Raw genomic sequence first — 21,664 nt, 5'->3', positions numbered from 1 at the left:
CGCGTCAAGGTTGTGCCCAACCGACCGTTGGGGGAGTGTCGAGTGAGCGGTAGGTGACGCCCCGGCGACGCACCGCCCGCTCCGCGGCGGGGCGGCCTGCGGGTCTGCGACATTGGCGTGGCGGCGTCGACTAGCTTGCGATTATGACCGACGCGAACGAGGCGATCGAGGCGATCGAGGCGATTGAGGCCACGGACCCCACGGACGACTTCTGGTCGGTCATTCCCGCCGGCGGGGCGGGGACACGACTGTGGCCGCTCTCGCGGGCGGCCCGGCCGAAGTTCCTCCTCGATCTCACCGGGGCGGGGCGGTCGCTCCTGCAGGCCACGGCGGACCGGCTCCGCCCGCTGTCGGGGGAGCGGCTCGTCGTGGTCACCGGGGTGGCGCACGAGGACGCCGTCCGCGAGCAGCTGCCGGGCCTACGCCCCGAGCGCCTGATCGCCGAACCTTCGCCGCGCGACTCCATGGCCGCGATCGGCCTGGCGGCGGCGGTGGTGGAGCGGCTCGACCCCGACGCGGTCATCGGCTCGTTCGCGGCCGATCACGTCGTGGGGGAGGAGGCCGCCTTCCGCGATCGGGTGCGCGAAGCCGTCGCCGTCGCGCGCACGGGAATGCTGGTCACGCTCGGGATCGCGCCGACGCACCCGGCGACGGGCTTCGGCTACATCCACGTGGGTGACCCCCTCGAGGTCGAGGGTGCCCCGAACGCGCACCGCGTGGCCGAGTTCGTGGAGAAGCCGGACTTGGTCACCGCGACGGCGTACGTCGAGGGCGGCGCCTACGTCTGGAACGCCGGCATGTTCGTGGTGCGCGCGAGTGTGCTGCTCGACCTGCTGGAGCGCTATCACGTGGACCTGGCCCGGGGGCTACGCGAGATCGCGGCGGACCCGCACCGGCTCGACGAGGTGTGGCCCTCCCTGCAGAAGATCTCGATCGACCACGCCGTGGCCGAGCCCGCGGCGGACGACGGTCACGTGGCGGTGGTGCAGACCGACTTCCCCTGGGACGATGTGGGCGACTTCCAGTCCCTGGCGACGCTGCTGCCCACGCCCCCCGAGCCGCTGCCCGACGGACTGCGCGTGCTCGGCGACGAGGCCTCGGTCGTGGCCCGGGAGGCCACCGGGATCGTCGCGCCGGGAGGCGGCCGGCTGGTCGCGGTCGTCGGGATCAGCGACGTGGTGGTCGTCGACACCCCCGACGCGGTGCTCGTGACCACCCGCGAACACGCCCAGGACGTCAAGAAGATCGTGGACGAGCTCAAGGTGACGGGGCGGACCGAGCTGACCTGAGCGAGTCGATCTCGGCGAGTCGACCTCAGTGGAGTCGCGTCAGCAGCCGCACGGCGGCGTCGGCGCGTCACCCGCGGAGGCGAGGAACACCTCGGCGAACTCCCGGTCGCTGCCGAGGATGTGGCCGCTGAGCCAATCCCGCAGGAAGGTCAGCGTCTCGGTGCTGACGTCGGAGCGGCGCGTGTCGAAGCGCTCCTTGAAGGCCAGCACCTGCTCGGCGAAGAGGTGGTGCTCCTCCTGATGCTCGGCGAGCATCGGCAGGGCGTGGGTCTCCATGCGCCGTTCCTCGAACGTGAAATGGCAGACCGTGTAGCGGACCAGGTCGGTCAGGATCGACCCCAGAATGTGGAAGCTGTAGCTCTTCTTCACCCCGGAATCCAGGGCGTTCAACAGGTCGACGAGTTTGCGGTGTTGGCAGTCGATCTGCGCAATCCCGAGTTCGAGGTCGGGGGACCACAGCAGCAGCGTCATGACGGGGTCCCTCCTTCGCGTCTCGGTGTGGCGTGCTTCCGCCGTACCCATCGACGGCACTGCTCCGCAGATGAGCGGCCGATCACCGGAATCGGCGCAAGCCCGGCGAACGTCCGGCGCCGGCTGACCGAGGCTCCGGGGGCTCGTCGCCCGGGGGCCATTCCGAGTGAGCAGGACCAAGGGCCCGCCGCGCAGTTCCGCACCGTCGCGCCCCGTTCCGGGCGGCGCCCGCGCACTAGGCTGCGTCCATGGGTGAAACGACGGCACGTACCGAGTCCGACCTTCCGATCCAGTCGGTCTACTCCGCCGACGACCTGGCAGCTTTCGATGCTGCCACCAAGCTCGGCGAGCCCGGCAAGTATCCGTTCACGCGCGGTGTGTACCCGACGATGTACACCGGGAAGCCGTGGACCATGCGCCAGTACGCGGGCTTCGGCACCGCGAAGGAGAGCAACGAGCGTTACCGCCAGCTGGTCGCCGCCGGCACCGGCGGCCTCTCGGTCGCGTTCGACCTGCCCACCCAGATGGGCTACGACTCCGACGCGCCGCTGGCCAGCGGTGAGGTCGGCAAGGTCGGCGTCGCGATCGACTCGATCGACGACATGAAGGTGCTGTTCGACGGCCTGCCGCTGGACAAGGTCAGCACCTCGATGACGATCAACGCGCCGGCCTCGACGCTGCTGCTCATGTACGAACTCGTCGCCGCCCAGCAGGGCGTCTCCGCCAACCAGCTGACCGGCACGATTCAGAACGACGTGCTGAAGGAATACATCGCCCGCGGCACCTACATCTACCCGCCGGCCCAGTCGCTGCGGCTGATCTCGGACATCTTCGCCTACTGCTCCAAGGAGATTCCGCGCTGGAACACGATCTCGATCTCGGGCTACCACATGGCCGAGGCCGGGGCGACGCCCGCGCAGGAGGTCGCGTTCACGCTTGCGAACGGCAAGGAATACGTGCGCGCCGCGCAGGCGGCCGGGCTCGAGGTCGACACGTTCGCGCCGCGGCTGAGCTTCTTCTTCGTGGCCCGCACGACGCTGCTCGAAGAGGTCGCCAAGTTCCGCGCGGCCCGTCGCGTCTGGTCGAAGATCATGAAGGACGAGTTCCAGGCCCAGAGCCCGAAATCGCAGATGCTGCGGTTCCACACCCAGACGGCCGGCGTGCAGCTCACCGCCCAGCAGCCCGAGGTCAACCTCATCCGCGTGTCGCTGCAGGGCCTCGCGGCCGTGCTCGGCGGGACCCAGTCGTTGCACACGAACTCCTTCGATGAGGCCATCGCGCTGCCGACGCAGAAGGCGGCCCGCCTCGCGCTGCGCACGCAGCAGGTCATCGCCTACGAGACCGACGTCTGCAAGACCGTCGACCCGTTCGCGGGCTCCTACGTCATGGAGTCGCTGACCGACGAGCTGGAGGCGAAGATCTGGGAGCTGATCCAGGCCGTCGAGGACAAGGGCGGCGCGGTCAAGGCCATCGAGCAGGGCTTCCAGAAGCAGGAGATCGAGCGCTCGGCGTACCGCACGCAGCTCGCCACCGACTCCGGCGAGCGGATCGTCGTGGGCCTCAACAAGTTCCGCATCGACGCCGAGGAGAAGTACGACCCGCTGCGGGTCGACCCGGCCATCGAGGCGGAGCAGTGCGCACGGCTGGAGAAGCTGCGCAAGGACCGCGACAACGGCGCCGTGGACGACGCGCTCACGCGGTTGAAGAAGTCCGCGGAGCAGCCCGGCGGGGAGAACCTGCTCATCCCGATGCGCGAGGCCCTCGCGGCCCGGGCGACCGGTGGCGAGGTCAGCAACGCGCTGCGCGACGTGTGGGGTCAGTACGTCCCGACCGACGCCTTCTGATCGACGACCGTTTCGGGCGACAACGCCGCATTCCGACGGAACCGCTTGCTGCAGTGAGCGCAACCGTCGGAATGCGGCGTTAACGGCGAAAGGGCGCGCATGACCGTCGTGGATTGGGATGCGCTGCACGCGGCCGCGGTGGCCTCGATGCGGTGCGCGTACGCGCCGTACAGCAGTTTTCCCGTCGGCGTCGCCGCGCTGGTTGACGACGGGCGCGTGGTCAGCGGGTGCAACGTCGAGAACGCGTCGTACGGCGTGGGATTGTGCGCCGAATGCGGCCTGGTGTCGGAGCTGGCCCGCACGGGCGGCGGGCGCCTCGTGGCCGTGTGGTGCGTGGACGGGCGGGGCGAGACGTTGATGCCGTGCGGCCGGTGCCGTCAGCTGCTGTACGAGTTCGGCGGGCCCAGCTGCGAAATCCGTACGCCGGAAGGGCTGCGCACCCTCGCCGACATCCTCCCGCAGGCCTTCGGCCCGGCCGACCTCGCCGCGGTCCGCGACGAGGCGTAGGTGGGTTTCGACTCTCACTCGCTCGGTTCCAGCCCCTTAGCCCTGTTCGTTTTGTTCGTTTATGGATACTCTTGTCGAGGAGGTGGCGATCATGACGAGGCAGTCCGCGGCAGTCGACGTACACACATATGTACCCGACGGCGCCCAGGAAGTCCTGATCCAGCGCTTCCTGGACGTCCTCGGCGACGCCGAGTCGACCCCTGAGAGGGGCCAGTCGCAGCTTCTCGGACCAGACGGAGAGCGAGTGCCTATCCCCGAGGCCCTGTTTCCTGTCTTGCGGCAGATCGCCGAGACACTCGCGCAGGGCATGGGCGTCACGGTGGCGCCCATGGGTGCGATGCTCACGACCCAGGAGGCGGCGGACTTCCTGGGCATCTCTCGCCCCACACTGGTCCGCATCCTCGAACGCAACGAGATCCCGTACGAGAAGCCCGGCAGACACCGCTACGTGCGGCTAGTCGACCTCATCGAGTTCCAACGCGTCGAGCGGCAGACACGACGCGCCGCCTTGGCGCGGATGGCACACGACGCAGAAGAGATGGGGCTCTACGAGGCAACCGAGGGCATCCCCCCGAGGATGCGATAGTCGCCGTGCCCTTCCCGGTCACCGCCGAAGCCGTCCGCCGGTATCCGATCGCCACTTGGGAGGCTCTGTCGTAACGGACGCCAGCCGATTCATCGGTAAGCGGTGGTCGCGATGTCCGACACGCCCCAGGCCCACCCCAGCCTGACACCACCGGCAGGGTTCGGGACCGGGGTGGAACCAGCCCCCGTACCACCCGCGGGTTAGCGCTCCTTCTCGTTGAACTTCGCCGAGGCGCGGTTGCCCAGGGCGGTCAGCTTCTCCACCGTGGGTGAGTTGAGCAGCCGCCGGGCGGTGTGGCCGTCGATCGTGCCCGTCGCCGTCGGGTCGCCCGCCGGGGCATCCGGCAGGAAGCGGCCCACCACGCCCAGCGCCGCCCCGGTCAGGCTCGGCGCCAGGCCCGCGACGCGCATTCCCACCTGGGCGGCGGGGGTCAGCACCACGTTCGCGCGGCCAGCCAGGACGCCGTGCGCGATGCGGGCCGCGGCCCGTTCGGCGTCCATCGACAGCACCGGCAACGACGCGCTCGGCGCGAACCAGGCGTACTCCTTCGCCTGATCCCCCGTGAACTGCGCCGCGACGTGCGAGCCGGTGCGCATCAGCCCCGGCACGATCGTGGTGGCCGTGACGCCGGTCCCGGCGAGCTCGGACCGTAACCCGTCGCAGAAGCCGACTGCCCCGAACTTCGCCGTCGAGTACGGCAGCAGGTGCGGCACCGAGACCTTCCCGCCGATCGAGGTGACGATGCCGATCCGCCCGCGACCCCGGGCGCGCATCCCGTCCACGACTCCGAGGGAGAGGTTGATCGGGCCCCACAACATGATGTCGAGGCAGGTCTGGAAGTGCTCCCGGGTCATCGACTCGGCCGGGCCGACCTGGATGACGCCCGCCACGTGAACGGCCACGTCGATCGGCCCCACCTCGGCCTCGATGATCCCCAGCGTCGCGACCAGGCCCGCGTTGTCGGTGACGTCGGCGGGATAGGTCACCAGCTCGTGGCCCCACTCGCGCATCGTGGCCTCGGCCTCGGCCAGCGACTCCGGTGACCGGGCCAGGCCGACGACGCGACAGCCCCGCACCGCCAACTCGCGGCAGACCAGCAGGCCGAGACCTCGGGAGGCCCCCACGACGACGGCGACGGGGTGCTCGGGCAGGGGAGCGGCGCCGGCGATGAGGGCGCTGACGGAGGGGATTCGCGACATGCCGGGAAGGTACCCCGTCGCGGTCCCGATTATCCCCTGTGACGGCTACCGGTCCGCCGCCCGGGATCAACCGTGGGTCAGGCGAATCGATCCGCGACCGCCGCCCACCGGCGCAGCACGCCGGGCAGCGACTGCGGATCGTCCCCCTCCAGGGCCGCACCCACCTCGGCGGCGAAGGTCCGCCACGCGGCCGGGGGCAGCGCGCGCGCCCACGGGGCGACCGTGTCGAGAGGGCTGCGGAGAGTGCGCGGATCCCGACGTACGGCGGTCCCGGCGAGCACCCACGCGAGCTGACTCGCCTCGCTGTCGGGATCGCTGGGGGCCCCCGCGTCACCGGCGCGCCCGGGACCTGTCGACACCTCGTCCGCGGGCCGAGGTTCGGGCCCGCCACACCCGGTCTCGGCATCCCGGGCCGGAGAAACCTGAGCTGCGGAGCTGGTAGGCAGGTCGGCGGAGGGGCTAGTGGGCAACGGGGCCGTCGTGGACGCGACGCGAGGCGTCGTCGAGGTCGGCGTGGGCGTCACGGACCAAGTCTTGCAGGACGGTCGTCCGCGAGGTAGCCGCAGCCGCTATCCGTGAGGCCAGCCACCGGAGGCAATCCGTGAGCGGCGCTAATGGGGCAGCTAATAGGGGAGCGGCACCTTCGGATCGAGCAGGTCGACGTCCCAGGACCACCACACGCCGTACCGACCCGTCCACAGGTCACGGCGCTGCACGATCACCGAATGCTCGTCCTCGAGCCGCAGCCGGGTACGCCGTTCGCGCTCGTCGATGACGTCGACCGCGACGACGTACCGCGGCGGGCGACCCTGGTAGGTGATGACCTGGATCAGTTCGGTGAGGTGCCCGGAGACGGCCCGCTCGCTGCCGAGATCGGGGGTGGTGGCGCCGACGGCACCGTACTCGAACTCCACCCGAATCGCCTTGCCCTCGGTCAGCGGGTGGGGGAAGATCAGCTCCGCGAGGACGCACGGCACGGTGGGATCCTCCAGCACGCGCCCCAGCCGGCACCCCGAGATCGTCGCGACGTAGGGATGGGCGTGCGGGTCGGCCACGGACTGGTACTTCATCAGGCTGGTCGGCCCGTCGCGGTCGGCGATGAGGCCCTCGCGGACGTAGTGACGGCCTTGCGTGCCGTCCTCGTGCACGGTGACGTGATGGTAGGCGCTCACCCGCCGCAACCCGTCGTCCCAGGGCAGGCCGAGCTCCTCGCGCATCCGGTCCACGGACTCGCGCAGCGAGTCGTGCAGGATCTCGCCGTCCTGCCACGTCAATGGCCGCGGCTCGGCGACGAGGCGACGGCCGGGAAGCGCCGCGATCAGGCGGCCGGGGGGCAGTCCGAGCACCTGCTCCAGCGAGACGACCGAGGCGATCGTCGCGGCGCGTTCGGGATGGGTGCGCCCGTTCCGCCACGAGTCGAAGGTGGCCTTGGACAGCGCGTCCCCCTGGGCCCGGAGGCAGCGGATGACCTCCTGGTGCGTGAGGCCGCTGGCTCGTACGGCGTCCGCCAGCAGCCGCGCGAATTCTTCGCGGCTTCCCCGAGCTGCCATGACCAGATTTTATGTCGCGTGGCCCCCGGCCAGCGCAGAAACGCGGATTCCGGTCAGCGGGCTAGGTGCGCGATCAGGCGCTCCAGCATCTGCTCGCAGGCGGCGAGCTGGTCCAACTCGACGTACTCGTTCGGCCCGTGGGCCTGCGCGATGTCGCCGGGGCCGCAGACGATCGCGTCCATTCCCGCCCCGGAGAACTGGCCCGCCTCGGTGCCATAGGTCACCTTGGCGTCGCTGACCTCCAGCCCCAGGTCGTGAGCGAGGCGCGCCGCCGGGCCGTCCGCTGCGGTCTCCAGGCCGGGCACCAGCGACTTCAGCCGCACCTCGACCCGGCCGGCCGGATTGGCCTGGCGCATAACCTGCTCCTGGGCCAGGCCGAAGCCGCGCAGGGTCTCGTAGAACTGGCGCGGGTCGTCGGCGGCGATCGTGCGGAAGTCGGCCTGGATCACGCAGGTGTCGGCGACCGTGTTGGAGGCGATGCCGCCGTGCACGAGGTTGGTGCCGACCGTGGAATAGGGGACCTCGTAGGCGTCGTCGTACGGCCCGTTGGCGGCGAGCTGCTCGCCGTACTCGGCGATGCGCCGGATCACCGCCGCCGCGTGCTCGATCGCGTTGAGGCCGTGCGGCTTGAGGGAGCTGTGGCAGGCCAGGCCGCGGAACTCCATCTCGACCAGGTTGACCGACTTGTGCCCGCGGATCGCCCGCATCATCGACGGCTCGCCGATGATCGCGCAGCGCGGGTTGAGGCCCAGGTCGGCGAAGTCCTTGACGATCTGCTCGCCGCCGATACAGCCGATCTCCTCGTCGTAGCTGAACGCGAGGTGGATCGGCTCGGCGAGGCCCGCCGCCAGCATGTCGGGCAGCAGTGCGAGGACGCAGGCGATGAAGCCCTTCATGTCGCACGCGCCGCGCCCGTAGAGCTTGCCGTCCCGGATCGCCGGGGCGAAGGGCTCGCTGGCCCAGGCCTGGCCGTCCACCGGCACGACATCGGTGTGGCCGGACAGGACCACGCCGCCGTCCGTGGCGCCGTCGCGGGCCGGGATCGTGGCGATGAGGTTCGCCCAGCCGTGGGTCGGGGCGGGCCGGACGTGCGTCGCCAGGCCGCGCTCGTGCAGCTCGGCCGCGACAACGTCGATCAGCGGCAGGTTCGGATCCCGGCTGGTCGTGTCGAGCGAGACGAGCCGCATCGCCCAGTCGAGGGTCTCCTGGCGCGGTTGGCTCATCGGGTGCTCCTGTTCGTACGGCGGGGGACCTGGCCAATGTAGCCCGACCGCCGCGGCGGGTTCTGCCCGTTGCCGCAGATGGGCCACCTCCTAGGGCACGCTAGGGCCATGAGCGAAGCCTTCGACGCCGTCGACGTCATCTGCGCGAAGCGGGACGGGCGCCGGCTCACGGACGCCCAGATCGACTGGGTGGTGGCCGCCTACACCCGCGGCGTCGTCGCCGACGAACAGATGGCCGCACTCGCCATGGCGATCCTGCTCAACGGCATGGACCGCGGCGAGATCGCGCGGTGGACCGGCGCCATGATCGCCAGCGGGGAACGGATGGACTTCGGCGCGCTCTCTCGGCGTACCGCCGACAAGCACTCCACCGGCGGCGTCGGTGACAAGATCACGCTGCCGTTGGCGCCGCTGGTGGCGGCGTACGGCGTCGCGGTGCCGCAGCTCTCGGGACGCGGGCTGGGCCACACCGGCGGCACGCTCGACAAGCTGGAGGCGATCCCCGGCTGGCGGGCCGACCTGTCCAACGCCGAGATGATGGCCCAACTGGAGGACGTCGGCGCGGTGATCTGCGCCGCCGGGTCCGGGCTGGCGCCGGCCGACAAGAAGCTCTACGCCCTGCGCGACGTCACCGGGACCGTCGAGTCGATCCCGCTCATCGCCAGCTCCATCATGAGCAAGAAGGTCGCCGAGGGGACCGGGGCGCTGGTCCTCGACGTCAAGGTGGGCTCCGGCGCGTTCATGAAGACGCCGGATTCGGCACGGGAGCTGGCACAGACCATGGTGGGGCTCGGCCAGGACGCCGGCGTCCACACGGTCGCGCTGCTCACCGACATGGCGACGCCGCTGGGGCGTACGGCGGGCAACGCGCTGGAGGTGCGCGAGTCGGTCGAGGTGCTGGCCGGCGGGGGGCCGGCCGACGTCGTGGAGCTCACGGTGGCCCTGGCCGCCGAGATGCTCGCCGGGGCGGGGATGCCCGGCGTCGACCCGGCCGACGCGTTGCGCGACGGCCGCGCGATGGACGCCTGGCGGCGGATGATCGCGGCCCAGGACGGCGACCCGGACGCGGACCTGCCGGTCGCGCGCGAGAACGAGACCGTGCTTGCTCCCGCAAGCGGGGTGCTGCGGCGGCTGGACGCGTACGCCGTGGGCCTCGCCGCCTGGCGCCTTGGTGCGGGCCGCGCCCGGCAGGGCGAGCCGGTGCAGGCCGGGGCGGGCGTCGAGATCCATGCCAAGCCCGGCGAACGGGTGCAGGAGGGTCACCCGCTGCTGACCCTGCACACGGATACGCCGGAGCGGTTCGGGCGCGCGCGGGAGGCCCTCGCCGGGGCCTGGGACATCGACCCTGTGGGGGACGACGGCCCCGCGGTGGACGGTAGCTTCGCGGGGGACGACGGCCCCGAGGGCGCGGGGCAGCGGCGCGCTCCCGGCGTACGGCTCATCCTCGACCGCATCGCCTGAGCCCCGGATCGACCGGCGGGCTCGGCGCAAAATCGTTGGTGCGGATGGGCGGCGGCCCCGCACGATGGTGAGGTGAGCCGCCTCGACCCGATCCGCGCGATCCGTGCGGAATTCCTGGGCCTGCCGCATCAGGTGCGGCAGGTCTACGTCGGGGTGGCGTTATCGACGCTGGGGTCCGGGCTGACCGTGCCCTTCCTCTACGTCTACCTGTCCCAGATGCGGGGCGTGCCCACCATCGGGGTCGGGCTGCTCCTCGGGGCGATGGGGGCGGTGACGCTCGTGGTGGTCCCCGTGGTCGGGACGCTGATCGACCGGTTCGGGCCGCGCGCCGTGGCCATCGGCGGTCAGCTCGCCATGGTCGTGGCCGTCGCCGTCCTGGCGGTCGCCGACTCCCTGCCACGCATCGTCGCGGCGCTGGCGCTGCTGACGTCCGGGCACGCCGCGACCCACCCGGCGACGATCGTGCTGGCGCAGCTGGTGGCGCTGCGGTACGTCGAGGGCCGGCGCCGCAGCTCGATGCTGTCGCTGACCGGCGCGGTGTGGGCCGTGTCCTGGGCGGTGGTGGCCGCCGCAGCGGTCGTGCCCGGCTCGGCCGCCGCGGCGTGCATCGTCGGCGGCCTGGCTCTGTTCGGATTGGGCGAGACGGTGCTGTCGCCGACGGCCCCCGCGCTGGTCAACGACCTCGCGACGGAGGACCTGCGGGGGCGGTACAACGCGCTGGCCGGGCTGACGTAGACGGTGTCCAATATCGCCGGCCCCGCCATCGGGGCGATTCTGATCGGGACCGGCCACGCCGCCGTCTGGGTGGTGGCGACCGTCGGCGGCGCAACCGTGTCGGCCGTGCTGTTCAGGCGGCTGCGCGGGCACCTGTCGGAGGCTCAGGACGGGGTTGGCCGGGACCTGGTGCCGGCGGCTCACTAGCCTGGGGCCCGTGCCCGAACTCATCCAGAACCCGGTCCGGATCCCCGCCGACGGCAGCAAGGTCATCGCCGAGCACCTCGGGCGGGCCAGCACCGGCCACGAGAGCGTGTCCGTCGCGCACATGAAGGCGCCCGCGGGGTGGAAGGAGCCCTACCAGACACCGGAGTTCGACGAGGTCACGCTCGTCATCTGCGGCACGCTGCTGGTCGACCACGCCGGGGGGCAGGCCCGCGTCAGCGCGGGGCAGTCGATCATCACGCGGGCGGGCGAGCGGGTGCGCTATGCGGTCGGCAACGACGGGGCCGAGTACGTCGCGGTCTGCCTGCCGGCGTTCAGCCCCGACGCGGTGCACCGGGAGGACGACTCCCCGAGGTGAGGCGCGTCAGGGGTGGCCCGTGAGCCGCCGCCGCAGGGCCTCGTCGCGCTGGAGCCGCAACCAGTCGCGGCGCCCCCGCTCCACGAGCAGCGCCTCGAGGAACACCTCGGGCGGGGTGCCCAGCGGGGGACCGGGGGAGACGTACGCCGTCGCCTGCCGGGCCAGCGCGTTCGCGAGCTGGTAGCGCGGCTGCGGCCGGATCTCCGACGCCCTGGCCAGCAGCTCCCGAATCGACAGGGCGAGGTGGTCGGGCAGCGGGGCGATGTCCGCGGTGCCCGCCCACGCCACCAGCGGCGGTGGCACCACGCCGGTCTTCGGCCACGGGGGGCGGATCCGGTCGCGCACGACGTATGTGCCCGCCGCCAAGTCGCCCAGCCGCTTCGACTTCCGGTTCAACAGGCCGCAAACCAGGGCCGGGGCACCCATCAACACGTACACCTCGACGAGCCCCACCAGGTGCCGCGTCAACGCGTGCCGGAAGGACACCGGCCCGCCGTCGTCGCGCAGGGTTCGCAGCCCCAGCATCATCTTCGCGAAGGTCCGGCCCGTGAACGTCTCCATGACCGTCGGTACGCCCACGAACAGCAGCACGCTGAGCACGATCGCCACCCCGGCGGTGGCGGCCGGGTCCAGACTCGAGGCCACCGCGGCCAGCGCGATCGACATGATCGTGCCGCCGATGCTGGCGGTGAGGATCAGGTCGAGGAGCCCCGACATGGCCCGCATGCCGAGCGCCGCCGCCGGCATGTCGAGCGCGACGGCCTCGCCGGTCAGAAGGTCGTCGCCGGCCAGGAGCGGGCCGAGGTTGCCCTCGGCGTACCCCCCGGTCGTCGTACTCACCTGGTCAGGGTAACCGCCGCGCGCCCCGGAACCCGGACGCACTCGACGTACAGTGACGACGTGGACCTGGACGCCTACGTCGCCGCGAAGTCGCCGCAGTGGCGCCGCCTGGAGGAACTGACCGGGCGCAAGCGGCTCTCCGGCGCCGAGGCCGACGAGGTCCTCGACCTCTACCAACGCACCGCGACGCACCTGTCCGTCGTCCGCTCCGCCGCGCCGGAACCGGACCTGGTCGGCTACCTGTCTTGGCTCCTCACGCGAGCCCGCGGCACGGCGGCCCGGCCCGCATCGCGGGACTGGCGCGCCGCCACCCGATTCTTCACCGACACGTTCCCGGCCACGCTCTACCGCACCCGCCGCTGGTGGCTGGCCGTCCTCGCCGCCAATGTCCTGGCCGCGGTCTTCCTCGGCTGGTGGTTCCTCGCCAACCCGCAGGTCGAGCAGAGCCTCATGACGCCGGGCGAGATCGACCAACTCGTCAACCACGACTTCGCGCACTACTACTCCGAGCACGCCGCGAGCAGCTTCGCCTTCCGGGTCTGGACGAACAACGCCTTCGTGGCCGCGCAGTGCATCGCGTTCGGAATCCTCGGCGCGCCGGTCATCTGGGTGCTCTTCAACAACATCCTCAACGTGTCGATCATCGGCGCCCTGATGATCCGCCACGACCGCGCCGACGTCTTCTTCGGCCTGATCTCCCCGCACGGCATCCTCGAACTCACCTGCGTCTTCGTCGCGGCCGGCGTGGGCCTGCGGATCTTCTGGGGCTGGGTCGAGCCCGGCGCGCGGACCCGCGGACAGGCGGTGGCGCAGGAGGCTCGGGCCGCGATGAGCGTCGCTCTCGGCCTCATCGTCGTCCTCCTGATCTGCGGGTTGATCGAGGCGTTCGTGACGCCGTCGCCGCTGCCGACGGCCGCGCGGGTGGGGATCGGGGTGGTCGCCGAGGCGGCCTTCTTCGCCTACGTCTTCACGCTGGGGAAATGGGCCGTACGTCGAGGCGAGACGGGCGACGTGGCGACCGATCAGGCGGGGTACGTCGCGCCGGCGCGCGACTGAGTTCCCGGCGCGGGTCAGGGCTCGAAGCGACAGAGCCCGAACGTCAGAGCAGGCCGCGGGCCTTGAGCGCCAGGTAGTGCTGGCACAGTGCGAGCGGCAGCCGGTCCGGGGGCTCGTCGAGCACGTCGACGCCGAGCCGGCCCAGGACGGCCGCGGTGCGCCCCCGTCGCGCCAGGGTCTGCTCGGCCGCGGCGGCGGCGTACGGGTCCGAGACATCTTCGGGGCCCCAGCGGGCCGACACCGGTGCGTACGGGCGACCATCGATGGCCGTGCCCGGCCCATTGGCGCTGGCCACTTGGGGCGTTGTGGGATGGGCGGCCATCGATGGTCGTGGTTGGTGACGCGGCCCCGTCAGGGTCGCCGCCGCGAGGGCCGGATCCTGCACGGACGCGACCACCACCCGGTGGCGCCCCGTGAGGGTCGGGAGCACCGGGAGCAGGCTCTCCTCGACCGCGGCCGGCTCCAGCGGCGTCAGCAGCACGATCAGCGCCCGGCGGCGCACCCGCGTCGTCACCGCCCCGATCAGCCGCGGCCAGTCCGCCTCGACCAATGCCGGCTCGAGCGGGGCCATGGCGTTGACGAGCCGGTGCAGCAGGTCCCCGCGCCGGTCGGCGCGCACCTGGGCGTGCACCTGCCGATCGCCCATCAGCACCTCGACGCGGTCGCCCGCGCGGGACGCCAGCGCCGCGAGCAGCAACGCCGCGTCCATGGCCGAGTCCAGGCGGGGCATGTCGAGGACCCGGCCTGCGCTGGTCCGGGACGTGTCCAACACGAGCACGACGTGCCGATCGCGCTCCGGCTGCCAGGTGCGCACCACGACGTCCAGGCGGCGGGCGGTCGCGCGCCAGTCGATGCTGCGGACGTCATCGCCCTCGACGTAGTCGCGCAGCGAGTCGAACTCGGTGCCCTGGCCGCGGGTGCGAACGGCGGAGCGCCCGTCGAGCTGCCGCAGCTCCGCGAGCAGGCTCGGCAGGTGTCGCCGGGACGTGAACGGCGGCAGCGCGCGGGCCACGCCGGGGACCTCAAACGACCGTTGCCGCGCCCCCAGTCCCAGCGGGCCGAACACGCGGAGGGTCAGCCGGTCGGCCAACCGATCGCCGCGTCGGGTCGGGGTGAGTGCGACGTCGACCAGCTCCGTGCGGCCGGGGTGCAGCGTGAGGCGGCGACGTTCGCCACGCGACCCTGCCGACGGCTGCCAGGCGTCGCGGACGAGCACGCGGACGGTACGCCGGGTGGGGTTGGTCACGGCGAGCCGGCTGCGGGTGGTCTCACCGAGGCGCACCGGCTCGACCGGCTCGCGACGCGCCGCCAACCGGCCGGGCGCGCTCGCCAGCGCGACGTCGACCGCGACGAGCAGCAGCGCCCCCAGCCACCACAGCCGGACGATCGCCGCCTGCGGCCAGAGCAGCAGGGGGATCAGACCGGCCGCGATGAGCAGCACGAACCGTCCGGTCACCGCCATGTCGGCCCCGTTCCGTCGCTTGCCGCTCGCCTCATCCGCGCGTCCTCTCAGGCCTCACCGACGCCTCACCGACGCCTCACCAGCGCCTCACCGGGGGACCGGCACCGAGGCGATGGCGCTGGCGAGTACCGAGCCGACCGACACCCCGTCCAACTCGGCCTCGGGCCGCAGCCGCAGCCGGTGCGCGAGGGTCGCGTGGGCGAGGGCCTTCACGTCGTCCGGGGTGACGAACCCACGGCCGTTGAGCCACGCCCAGGCGCTCGACGTGGCCAGCAGCGCGGTGGCGCCGCGGGGGCTCACCCCGAGAGACAGCGAGGGGGACTGACGGCTGGCCCGGGCGATGTCGACGATGTACGCCGCGACCTCGGGCGTCACGCTCACCCGGCGTACCGCCTCCGCCGCCGCCAGCAGATCAGCGGGCCCGGCCACGGGACGCAGCCCCGCCGCGGCGAGATCCCGCGGGTCGAACCCGGCCGCGTGGCGCTGCAGCACGGCCACCTCGTCCTGGCGGGGCGGCAGCCCCATCTCGACCTTGAGCAGGAATCGGTCGAGCTGGGCCTCGGGGAGGGGATAGGTGCCCTCGTACTCGACGGGGTTCTGCGTCGCCGCCACCAGGAACGGCGGGGGCAGCTTGTGCGGCTGCCCGTCGACGCTGACCTGGCGTTCCTCCATGGCCTCCAGGAGCGCCGCCTGGGTCTTGGGTGGGGTCCGGTTGATCTCGTCGGCCAGCAGCAGGTTGGTGAAGACCGGGCCGGCCCGGAACGAGAAGTCGCCGGAGTGCGGGTCGTAGACCAGCGAGCCCGTGATGTCGCCGGGCATCAGGTCCGGGGTGAACTGGACCCGCTTGGTGTCTACGGCCAGCGCCGCGGCCAGCGACCGGACCAGCAGGGTCTTCGCCGTTCCGGGGACCCCTTCGAGGAGCACGTGACCGCGCGCGATGAGTCCGATGATCAGGCCCATCACGGCGCTCTCCTGGCCCACCACGGCCTTGCCCACCTCGTGCCGGACGGCGAGGAGCTTGCCACGGGCGTGGTCGTCGGGCCCCGCGCCCCGATCACCAGGGGCGCCCTCCGGCGGTCGGTTTCCGTCACCATGGTTGCGGGCTCCGTCACCATGGTTGCGGGCTCCGTCACCATGGTTGCGGGGGTCCGGCGCGGCGGGGGTTGGCGGCGGGTTTTCGCTCATGCGCGGCGTACCTCTCTATCGAGCCGGGCCAGCTCCTGCGTCAGCGTCGCCAGGTCGGCGTCGCCGGCGGGAGACCGAGTCAGCAGGTCATGGATCTCGTGGGGCTCGCGACCGCTGGCGCGGGCCGCCGATTGCGCGAGCTGGTTCGGGTCGGCGGACGGCGGCACGGACAGGGCCGCGGACAGCCGACGACGTACGGCGTCCTGCAGCACCCGCGCCGCGTGCGCGGGGTCCTTGCCGCGGCGGTAGAGCCGCCCACGGGCGAGTGTCGTCTCGTTGGCCTGGACCACGACCGGCAGGGGCTCGATCGCGAGGCGTCCCAGCCGTCGGCCGCGCCACAGCATCAGGGCGACGACCACCCCGGTCAGCCCGAGGGCAAACGGGCCCAGCCAGGCCGGCGGCCAGGGCCGATCCGTCGTCTCCGCGGTCTGGGCGGCGTCCTCGGCACCCCCGACGTACCACGTCACCCGCCCGTCGTGCCCCAGCAGCCGCAACGCGACGGCGGCGTTGTCGACCTCCTGCAACCGGGCGTTGGTGAAGAGGTCGAGGTTGCCGACGGCGACGGTACGGCGACCGCCGGCGCTCACCCAGGCCACCGCGCCGGGCTGCCCGGTACCCCCGCCCACCTGTGTGAAGCAGGACCCGCCCTGCCCGCCGGCGCTCGCTCGGACCCGGTAGAAGTGGGTTTCGCCGCTCGTTTCCATGCCGGTCTCGAGGTCCGGCATCGCGCAATTGGCCCGCAGCACGCCGGAGGTGCGGCCCTGCTCGGTGATCTGCGGGGCGAGCGCCTGAAGCGTGTCCCCGTGCGGGCGGACCAGGACCAGGGTGCTCGCCGACCGCGCCGCGTCCCGCAGCCGCCCGGTGGTCTGCTCCGACAGCTTGCGGGAGGTGGCGACGACCAGGGTGCCACCGCCGACGTCACCCACGTCGCCGACCCGGCGCGCGGTCCGGACGTCGACGCCGCCGCGCTCGCGCAGGATCGTGGCGACCGCGCGGGCGCCGCCGGGGTCGGGGGAGTCCGGGTCGCCCTTGGTGGTGCCGACGGCGCCGCCGCCGAGCCAGTACGTCGCGAGCAGCGCGGCCGCCACGATCCCCACGAGCAGGCCGATCACGCCCAGTGGTCGGGCCGCCGTCCTCATCGCGGGACCGCCAACGGCACGGGGAGATCGGCCGCCTCGAGCGCGCGCGGCGAGGCGCGCTGCAGGTCATCGTCGAGGGCCAGCAGGTCGCGGGCCGCCTGCGGGGTCGCCGGGAGGCGGCCGTACAGGGTGGCGTCGAACGCCCGAGCCGCGGGAGCGAACCGGTCCCCGATCGCGGGGAACCGCGCGCCCGCCGCGGTGGCGAACTCGTGCGCGGTGCGGTCGCGCGCCTCATCGAGGACGTGCCGCTCGAGCAGTTGAGCCGCGATCGCGCGAAACGCCTCGACGACCGCGCGCGAGGCGTCGCCGGCCTCGAGGGCCTCGCGAGCGCGGCGCCGGTAGTCGGCGGCCGCCAGCGCGGGCTCGCTGAAGACCGCGTCCTGCGCCTCGTCCGCGGGGGCCGGGGTGCGCTTGCCGCGGCTCGCCCGCACGAGCCAGAACACGAGGGCGGCGATGAGGAGGATGGCGAGGATCGCGAACAGGTTCGGCATCGGGACGGCGCCGGGTGGCCCGGCGGGTTGGAAGAGCGAGGACAGCAGGTCGGAGAGCCAGGCGCCGAACCGCTCGATGAAGGACTTGCCGTAGGCGGGCTTGGCCAGCTCCTCGGCGGCCCACCGGCGGGCCTCGTCGGGGGAGGGGCGGACCGGGTCCCCGGCGAGCCAGCCCCGGGGGCCGAGTCCGCCCAGCGCGTCGAGTCCGCCCAGCGCGTCGAGTCCGCCCAGCGCGTCGAGTCCGCCCAGCGCGTCGAGTCCGCCCAGCGCGTCGAGTCGGCCCAGCGCCGCTCCGACGGCCGTCCCGCCCGGGCCGCTCACGGTTCGCCCCGCCGGGCGGCGTCGACGAGGAGCACGTCCAGGCCCTCGGCGCGGACCCGCACGTCCACGTAGTACAGCGACCGCAGCGTCGCCTCGAACGGCAGCGTCAGGCAGGCCGTCAGCATGCCGAACAGCGTGGACAGGGCCGGCCCCAGCAGGGTCTCGTCCAGGGAGAAGCCCGACGTCGCGGACGCCACGGCCACGGCGACGGCGAGCGGGGTCGCGAGCGCGGTCGTGACCAGCAGCACGAGGAGGCGCGCGAGGAGGGCCACGGCGAGGGTCCGGCCGAGGTAGCCCCGGACCAGGCGGACGGATCGGCGGATGGCCTGCCAGGGGCCGGCGCCCTCCAGCACCACGGCCGCGGGGGCGGCAAAGAGCGGCAGGCTGACCAGCTCGGCGACGAACCCGAGCACCACCAGCGCCAACAGCAGGTCGCTCTGCTGCGCGGCGCGGCCACCGAGGGCAAACCAGATCAGCAGCGTCGGGACCAGGCAGGCCACGGCGGCGAGGGTGACGTACCCCGCCACCGCGCGGGCCCGCGGCCGAAGCTGGGTCCGCAGCCGCGCGACCGTGGGAGCCCGACCGAGCACGGCCTCCGCGGTCGGCAGGGCGAGCACCGCGCTCAGCAGCGCCGCCATGACCGGGACGAGCGCCAGGCTGGGGGTGATGCGGACCGCCGCCGTGCCGTCCGGGCCCACGATGGTGACGCCCACCAGGGCATCGATGACGGCGCGCAGCACGGTCCCCACCAGGACGGCCAGCGCGCCCACCCCGAGGAACAGACCGGGGCGCAGCCGGATCGTGCGGACCGCGCCATCGAGAAGATCGCCGAGTGAGGCCGGCCGCAGCGTGACGACCCCCGGCCGGAACGTCAACCGCCCGGCCGCCGCGCGGCGGATCCCGGGCGCGCCGATCGCGCCGGCCAGCGACGGCGGCGAACTCGGGCCACCCAGCGGCGCCGAAACCGCGGCGCCGGTGCCGAACCGGGCCTCGTACGCCGGGTCGCCGTACCGCGCGCCGTACAGCGGGCCGCGCTGCGGACTCGGCAGCGGGCCCGGTGCGACGAGGGTGGCCGGCCGGTCCGGGGGCAGCGGCACGTCCCGGCCGGAGCCCGTGACCTGGCTCATCCGCGGGACCTCCCCGATCGACGCCGCTGATCGCGCCCACCGGCGCACGCTCCATCATGCCCCACGGCCCCTCGATATCCTCGGGGCTAAGGATCGTCCGGACGGGGTGAGTCGTGCAGCGTCGCAGTTTCCGGCAGTGGGGTCAGCTGATGGTCGGCACCGTCCTCGGGGCGCTCGCGGTCGGCATCGCCTGGGCCATGGCGGGCGGCTGGCTGGCGCGGTCCGCGACCGGCGTGGCCTGGTGCGTGGTGCTGGTGGTGGTGTCGTACGCCGTGTTCCTCCGGCCCTGCGTCGTGGTGGACGAGCGAGGCGTCGAGGTGCGCAACATCCTGCGGGACGTGGTCGTGCCGTGGCGGGCGGTGGCCGGCGCCGGGTCGTCCTGGAGCCTCGTCGTCGACACCCAGGGTGGCCCGGTGACGTCGTGGGCGATCTCGGGCACGGCGAGTCCCGGCCGCGACGCCCTGCTGCGCCGCCGTCGTGCAGGCGCGGGGGTCGGCGCGGGTGCTGGCCAGCCCCGATTCGGAGCGGGGAATGCGGCCGATCCGCTGGCGGGAGCCACTCACGTCACGACGGTCGATGCGGCCGGCGTCGCGGCCGGGCTGGTCCCGCCGGCGCTGGGCTCCTCCGCGGCGGCCATCGCGGCGCTGATCGAGCGGCTGGCCGGGGATCGGAACGACGGTTCCGGCCGGGACGCCGCGCAGGCGCGCGTCGTCTGGTCGAGTGTGGCGTTGCTGGTGCTCGCCGCGCTCGCCGTACCGCTCGCCGCCCTCCTCTGAGCGGACGCGGTCAGGCCCGCGCCCCCGGCTACACCCGGGTCATCTCCTCGAAGGCCGCCCGCAGCGCCGCCAGGCGCCGATCCGCCTCCGCGCGCGCCGCGGCGAGTCTCGCCGGGTCGGCCGGGGAGGGGGCGATGGCCTCGAGGTACACCTTCAGCTTCGGCTCCGTCCCACTCGGCCGCACGATGACGCGTGAGTCGTCGGCCAAGACGTAGCGGATCCCGTCGGTCGGCGGCAACCCGTCCGTGGGCCGGTCGAGGTCGTCCAGCGCCGCGACGGGGACGCCGGCGATCTCGGTCACCTCGCCCGCGGTGTCGCGCAGTCGCGCCATGATCTGGCCGATCAGCGCGAGGTCGGCGACGCGGACCGAGAAGGCATCGGTGGCGTAGACGCCGTGCGCGAGCGCCAGGTCGTCCAGGACGTCCCGGACCGTGCGGCCCTCGGTCTTCAGCCGCGCCACCAGCGCCGCGACCAGTAGCGCGGCCGAGATCCCGTCCTTGTCCCGAACGACCTCGGGGGCGACGCAGTAGCCGATGGCCTCCTCGTACCCGTACCGCAGCCCCTCCGCACGGGCGATCCACTTGAACCCGGTGAGGGTCTGGGTGTGCCGGCACCCGGCGGCCGCCGCGATGGCGTCGACGAGGCGGCTGGAGACGATCGAGCGCGCGAGCACGTCGCTGGGGGCCACGCCGCGCGAGACCACGTCCCACGCCAGCACCGCACCGAGCTCGTCCCCGCGCAGCATGCGCCAGCCGTCGGGATCCTGCGGACCGGCGGCGAGGGGGTCGGGGATCGCCACCGCGCACCGGTCGGCGTCCGGGTCGTTCGCAATGACCACGTCGGGCCGTTCTGTCCTGGCCAGAGCCAAGGCCAGGTCGATCGCGCCAGGTTCCTCCGGATTGGGGAAGGGCACGGTTTGGAACGCCGGGTCGGGATCGTGCTGCTCGGGCACCACCGTGGGCACGGCGAAACCCGCGGTCTCGAACACCCTCCGCACGGTTTCGCCGCCGACGCCGTGCATCGAGGTCTGGACGACGGACACGCCGCGGGGCGCGTTCGCGGGAACGAGCGCGGCGACCGCCTCGACGTACGCCGTGAGCACCTCCTCCCCGAGCACCTGCCACCCGTCCTGCGCCATCGGTACGTCGTCGACCCGGCGGAGCGCCTCGATGTGCCGCCGAATCTCGACGTCCGCCGGCGGGACGATCTGGCTGCCGTCGCCGAGGTAGACCTTGTAGCCGTTGTCCTGCGGCGGGTTGTGGCTCGCCGTGACCATCACGCCCGCGGCGCAGCCCAGATGCCGAATGGCGAACGCCAGCACCGGAGTCGGCAGCGGACGCGGCAGGAAGAGCGCGGTCCCGCCCGTCCCGACGACGACGGCCGCGGTGTCCGCCGCGAATTGGGCCGACCCGAGCCGGGCGTCGAACCCGATGACCACCCGCGGGCCCCCGCTCGGGCGGGACGCCACCTCGGGTCCGTCGGTGTCGTGCTCGCGCAGGTAGGCCATGAGGCCCGCCGCAGCCCGGATCACGACGGCGCGGTTCATCCGGTTCGGGCCGGCGCCGAGGGCGCCGCGCAGCCCCGCCGTACCGAATTCCAGCAGCCCGGCGCAGCGGTCGCGCAGGTCGCCGAGCGCCGCCGCGTCGCCGTTCTCGGCGGCGTTGAGGACCTCCTCCAGCTCGTGCCGGGTGGCGATGTCGGGATCGTCGGCCGCCCACTCGCGCGCGTAGGCGAACAGGTCGTCGACCCCGTCAGGACTCCCGGCCCCGGCGCGGTTCTCGGCCCCGCCCCCCTGTGCCTCGCGGCGGGCTCGGCGGGTGAGCAGTCCCTCGGTCATGTC

At 73.0% G+C, this 21,664-nt stretch carries 22 protein-coding genes; 10 read left to right on the top strand and 12 right to left on the bottom strand.

Translation table 11 applies throughout. The features are described 5' to 3' along the window. Window positions 1–143: 143 nt before the first annotated feature. Window positions 144–1,289, top strand: a complete 1,146-nt coding sequence (locus tag IPK37_02300) for an NTP transferase domain-containing protein (GenBank protein QQS01326.1) — start codon at window positions 144–146, stop codon at window positions 1,287–1,289. Between the two features lie 39 nt (window positions 1,290–1,328). Here the strand turns inward: IPK37_02300 and IPK37_02295 are convergent, their stop codons facing one another. Then, window positions 1,329–1,760: a hemerythrin family protein gene (locus IPK37_02295; protein QQS01325.1), complete on the bottom strand. Its 432-nt coding sequence runs from the start codon at window positions 1,758–1,760 to the stop codon at window positions 1,329–1,331. Window positions 1,761–2,008: 248 nt separating this feature from the next. Between IPK37_02295 and IPK37_02290 the strand changes: the two genes are divergently transcribed. The 3 genes from IPK37_02290 to IPK37_02280 all read left to right on the top strand — a co-directional run bounded on the left by IPK37_02290 (window position 2,009) and on the right by IPK37_02280 (window position 4,697). Next, window positions 2,009–3,604, top strand: coding sequence for an acyl-CoA mutase large subunit family protein (locus IPK37_02290; GenBank protein QQS01324.1), 1,596 nt, complete (start codon window positions 2,009–2,011; stop codon window positions 3,602–3,604). 99 nt (window positions 3,605–3,703) lie between these two features. Further along, window positions 3,704–4,111: a cytidine deaminase gene (locus IPK37_02285; GenBank protein ID QQS01323.1), complete on the top strand. Its 408-nt coding sequence runs from the start codon at window positions 3,704–3,706 to the stop codon at window positions 4,109–4,111. A 91-nt stretch (window positions 4,112–4,202) separates the two neighbouring features. Continuing rightward, on the top strand, window positions 4,203–4,697 hold the full coding sequence (locus tag IPK37_02280) for a helix-turn-helix domain-containing protein (protein ID QQS01322.1): 495 nt from the start codon (window positions 4,203–4,205) through the stop codon (window positions 4,695–4,697). Between the two features lie 200 nt (window positions 4,698–4,897). Here IPK37_02280 and IPK37_02275 read toward each other — a convergent pair whose 3' ends face one another. The 4 genes from IPK37_02275 to argE all read right to left on the bottom strand — a co-directional run bounded on the left by IPK37_02275 (window position 4,898) and on the right by argE (window position 8,669). Further along, window positions 4,898–5,896 (bottom strand): SDR family NAD(P)-dependent oxidoreductase, encoded by a 999-nt coding sequence (locus IPK37_02275; GenBank protein ID QQS01321.1) that lies wholly within the window; start codon window positions 5,894–5,896, stop codon window positions 4,898–4,900. Window positions 5,897–5,973: 77 nt separating this feature from the next. Next, entirely contained in the window at window positions 5,974–6,420 is a 447-nt protein-coding gene (locus IPK37_02270; protein ID QQS01320.1) for a hypothetical protein, read from the bottom strand. A 99-nt stretch (window positions 6,421–6,519) separates the two neighbouring features. Further along, window positions 6,520–7,446 carry a hypothetical protein gene (locus tag IPK37_02265; GenBank protein ID QQS01319.1) on the bottom strand — a complete coding sequence of 309 codons (927 nt, stop codon included), beginning with the start codon at window positions 7,444–7,446 and terminating at the stop codon, window positions 6,520–6,522. Between the two features lie 53 nt (window positions 7,447–7,499). After that, on the bottom strand, window positions 7,500–8,669 hold the full coding sequence (argE, locus tag IPK37_02260) for an acetylornithine deacetylase (GenBank protein ID QQS01318.1): 1,170 nt from the start codon (window positions 8,667–8,669) through the stop codon (window positions 7,500–7,502). A gap of 108 nt (window positions 8,670–8,777) precedes the next feature. Between argE and IPK37_02255 the strand changes: the two genes are divergently transcribed. The 4 genes from IPK37_02255 to IPK37_02240 all read left to right on the top strand — a co-directional run bounded on the left by IPK37_02255 (window position 8,778) and on the right by IPK37_02240 (window position 11,427). Then, window positions 8,778–10,130, top strand: coding sequence for a thymidine phosphorylase (locus IPK37_02255; protein QQS01317.1), 1,353 nt, complete (start codon window positions 8,778–8,780; stop codon window positions 10,128–10,130). Between the two features lie 72 nt (window positions 10,131–10,202). Continuing rightward, window positions 10,203–10,865 (top strand): hypothetical protein, encoded by a 663-nt coding sequence (locus tag IPK37_02250; protein ID QQS01316.1) that lies wholly within the window; start codon window positions 10,203–10,205, stop codon window positions 10,863–10,865. A gap of 3 nt (window positions 10,866–10,868) precedes the next feature. Beyond that, window positions 10,869–11,051, top strand: coding sequence for a hypothetical protein (locus tag IPK37_02245; GenBank protein ID QQS01315.1), 183 nt, complete (start codon window positions 10,869–10,871; stop codon window positions 11,049–11,051). A gap of 10 nt (window positions 11,052–11,061) precedes the next feature. After that, window positions 11,062–11,427, top strand: coding sequence for a cupin (locus IPK37_02240; protein ID QQS01314.1), 366 nt, complete (start codon window positions 11,062–11,064; stop codon window positions 11,425–11,427). A gap of 6 nt (window positions 11,428–11,433) precedes the next feature. On the opposite strand, the gene IPK37_02235 is transcribed toward IPK37_02240, so the two are convergent. Then, window positions 11,434–12,174, bottom strand: a complete 741-nt coding sequence (locus tag IPK37_02235; GenBank protein QQS02614.1) for an RDD family protein — start codon at window positions 12,172–12,174, stop codon at window positions 11,434–11,436. Between the two features lie 153 nt (window positions 12,175–12,327). Here IPK37_02235 and IPK37_02230 point away from each other — a divergent pair, with 153 nt between their 5' ends. Beyond that, window positions 12,328–13,323, top strand: coding sequence for a stage II sporulation protein M (locus IPK37_02230; protein ID QQS01313.1), 996 nt, complete (start codon window positions 12,328–12,330; stop codon window positions 13,321–13,323). Window positions 13,324–13,366: 43 nt separating this feature from the next. Here IPK37_02230 and IPK37_02225 read toward each other — a convergent pair whose 3' ends face one another. From IPK37_02225 to IPK37_02205, 5 genes are all read right to left on the bottom strand, one after another. After that, window positions 13,367–14,785, bottom strand: coding sequence for a DUF58 domain-containing protein (locus IPK37_02225; GenBank protein ID QQS01312.1), 1,419 nt, complete (start codon window positions 14,783–14,785; stop codon window positions 13,367–13,369). 87 nt (window positions 14,786–14,872) lie between these two features. Then, on the bottom strand, window positions 14,873–15,970 hold the full coding sequence (locus tag IPK37_02220) for a MoxR family ATPase (GenBank protein QQS01311.1): 1,098 nt from the start codon (window positions 15,968–15,970) through the stop codon (window positions 14,873–14,875). Further along, window positions 15,967–17,109: a DUF4350 domain-containing protein gene (locus IPK37_02215; protein QQS01310.1), complete on the bottom strand. Its 1,143-nt coding sequence runs from the start codon at window positions 17,107–17,109 to the stop codon at window positions 15,967–15,969. The genes IPK37_02220 and IPK37_02215 overlap by 4 nt, the downstream gene beginning before the upstream one ends. Further along, window positions 17,106–17,921: a DUF4129 domain-containing protein gene (locus IPK37_02210; GenBank protein QQS01309.1), complete on the bottom strand. Its 816-nt coding sequence runs from the start codon at window positions 17,919–17,921 to the stop codon at window positions 17,106–17,108. The genes IPK37_02215 and IPK37_02210 overlap by 4 nt, the downstream gene beginning before the upstream one ends. Further along, window positions 17,918–19,048, bottom strand: coding sequence for a hypothetical protein (locus IPK37_02205; protein QQS01308.1), 1,131 nt, complete (start codon window positions 19,046–19,048; stop codon window positions 17,918–17,920). The genes IPK37_02210 and IPK37_02205 overlap by 4 nt, the downstream gene beginning before the upstream one ends. 113 nt (window positions 19,049–19,161) lie before the next feature. Between IPK37_02205 and IPK37_02200 the strand changes: the two genes are divergently transcribed. Next, entirely contained in the window at window positions 19,162–19,824 is a 663-nt protein-coding gene (locus IPK37_02200; protein QQS01307.1) for a PH domain-containing protein, read from the top strand. Window positions 19,825–19,852: 28 nt separating this feature from the next. Here IPK37_02200 and IPK37_02195 read toward each other — a convergent pair whose 3' ends face one another. After that, window positions 19,853–21,661, bottom strand: a complete 1,809-nt coding sequence (locus IPK37_02195) for a phospho-sugar mutase (GenBank protein QQS01306.1) — start codon at window positions 21,659–21,661, stop codon at window positions 19,853–19,855. Between the last annotated feature and the right edge of the window lie 3 nt (window positions 21,662–21,664).

The organism is Austwickia sp., from assembly GCA_016699675.1.
Classification (GTDB): Bacteria; Actinomycetota; Actinomycetes; order Actinomycetales; family Dermatophilaceae; genus Austwickia.
Note: the sequence above shows the minus strand (reverse complement) of the source record. Positions and strands in the feature narration are given on the sequence as shown.

What these genes read in the sequence shown, in the direction of transcription:
- IPK37_02295 (QQS01325.1), bottom strand. Translation starts at nt 1,760, where the DNA reads ATGACGCTGCTGCTGTGGTCCCCCGACCTCGAACTCGGGATTGCGCAG.
- IPK37_02205 (QQS01308.1), bottom strand. Translation starts at nt 19,048, where the DNA reads ATGAGCCAGGTCACGGGCTCCGGCCGGGACGTGCCGCTGCCCCCGGAC.
- IPK37_02275 (QQS01321.1), bottom strand. Translation starts at nt 5,896, where the DNA reads ATGTCGCGAATCCCCTCCGTCAGCGCCCTCATCGCCGGCGCCGCTCCC.
- IPK37_02225 (QQS01312.1), bottom strand. Translation starts at nt 14,785, where the DNA reads ATGGCGGTGACCGGACGGTTCGTGCTGCTCATCGCGGCCGGTCTGATC.
- IPK37_02290 (QQS01324.1), top strand. Translation starts at nt 2,009, where the DNA reads ATGGGTGAAACGACGGCACGTACCGAGTCCGACCTTCCGATCCAGTCG.
- argE (QQS01318.1), bottom strand. Translation starts at nt 8,669, where the DNA reads ATGAGCCAACCGCGCCAGGAGACCCTCGACTGGGCGATGCGGCTCGTC.
- IPK37_02215 (QQS01310.1), bottom strand. Translation starts at nt 17,109, where the DNA reads ATGAGGACGGCGGCCCGACCACTGGGCGTGATCGGCCTGCTCGTGGGG.
- IPK37_02195 (QQS01306.1), bottom strand. Translation starts at nt 21,661, where the DNA reads ATGACCGAGGGACTGCTCACCCGCCGAGCCCGCCGCGAGGCACAGGGG.
- IPK37_02265 (QQS01319.1), bottom strand. Translation starts at nt 7,446, where the DNA reads ATGGCAGCTCGGGGAAGCCGCGAAGAATTCGCGCGGCTGCTGGCGGAC.
- IPK37_02285 (QQS01323.1), top strand. Translation starts at nt 3,704, where the DNA reads ATGACCGTCGTGGATTGGGATGCGCTGCACGCGGCCGCGGTGGCCTCG.
- IPK37_02280 (QQS01322.1), top strand. Translation starts at nt 4,203, where the DNA reads ATGACGAGGCAGTCCGCGGCAGTCGACGTACACACATATGTACCCGAC.
- IPK37_02220 (QQS01311.1), bottom strand. Translation starts at nt 15,970, where the DNA reads ATGAGCGAAAACCCGCCGCCAACCCCCGCCGCGCCGGACCCCCGCAAC.
- IPK37_02300 (QQS01326.1), top strand. Translation starts at nt 144, where the DNA reads ATGACCGACGCGAACGAGGCGATCGAGGCGATCGAGGCGATTGAGGCC.
- IPK37_02255 (QQS01317.1), top strand. Translation starts at nt 8,778, where the DNA reads ATGAGCGAAGCCTTCGACGCCGTCGACGTCATCTGCGCGAAGCGGGAC.
- IPK37_02235 (QQS02614.1), bottom strand. Translation starts at nt 12,174, where the DNA reads ATGCCGGCGGCGGCGCTCGGCATGCGGGCCATGTCGGGGCTCCTCGAC.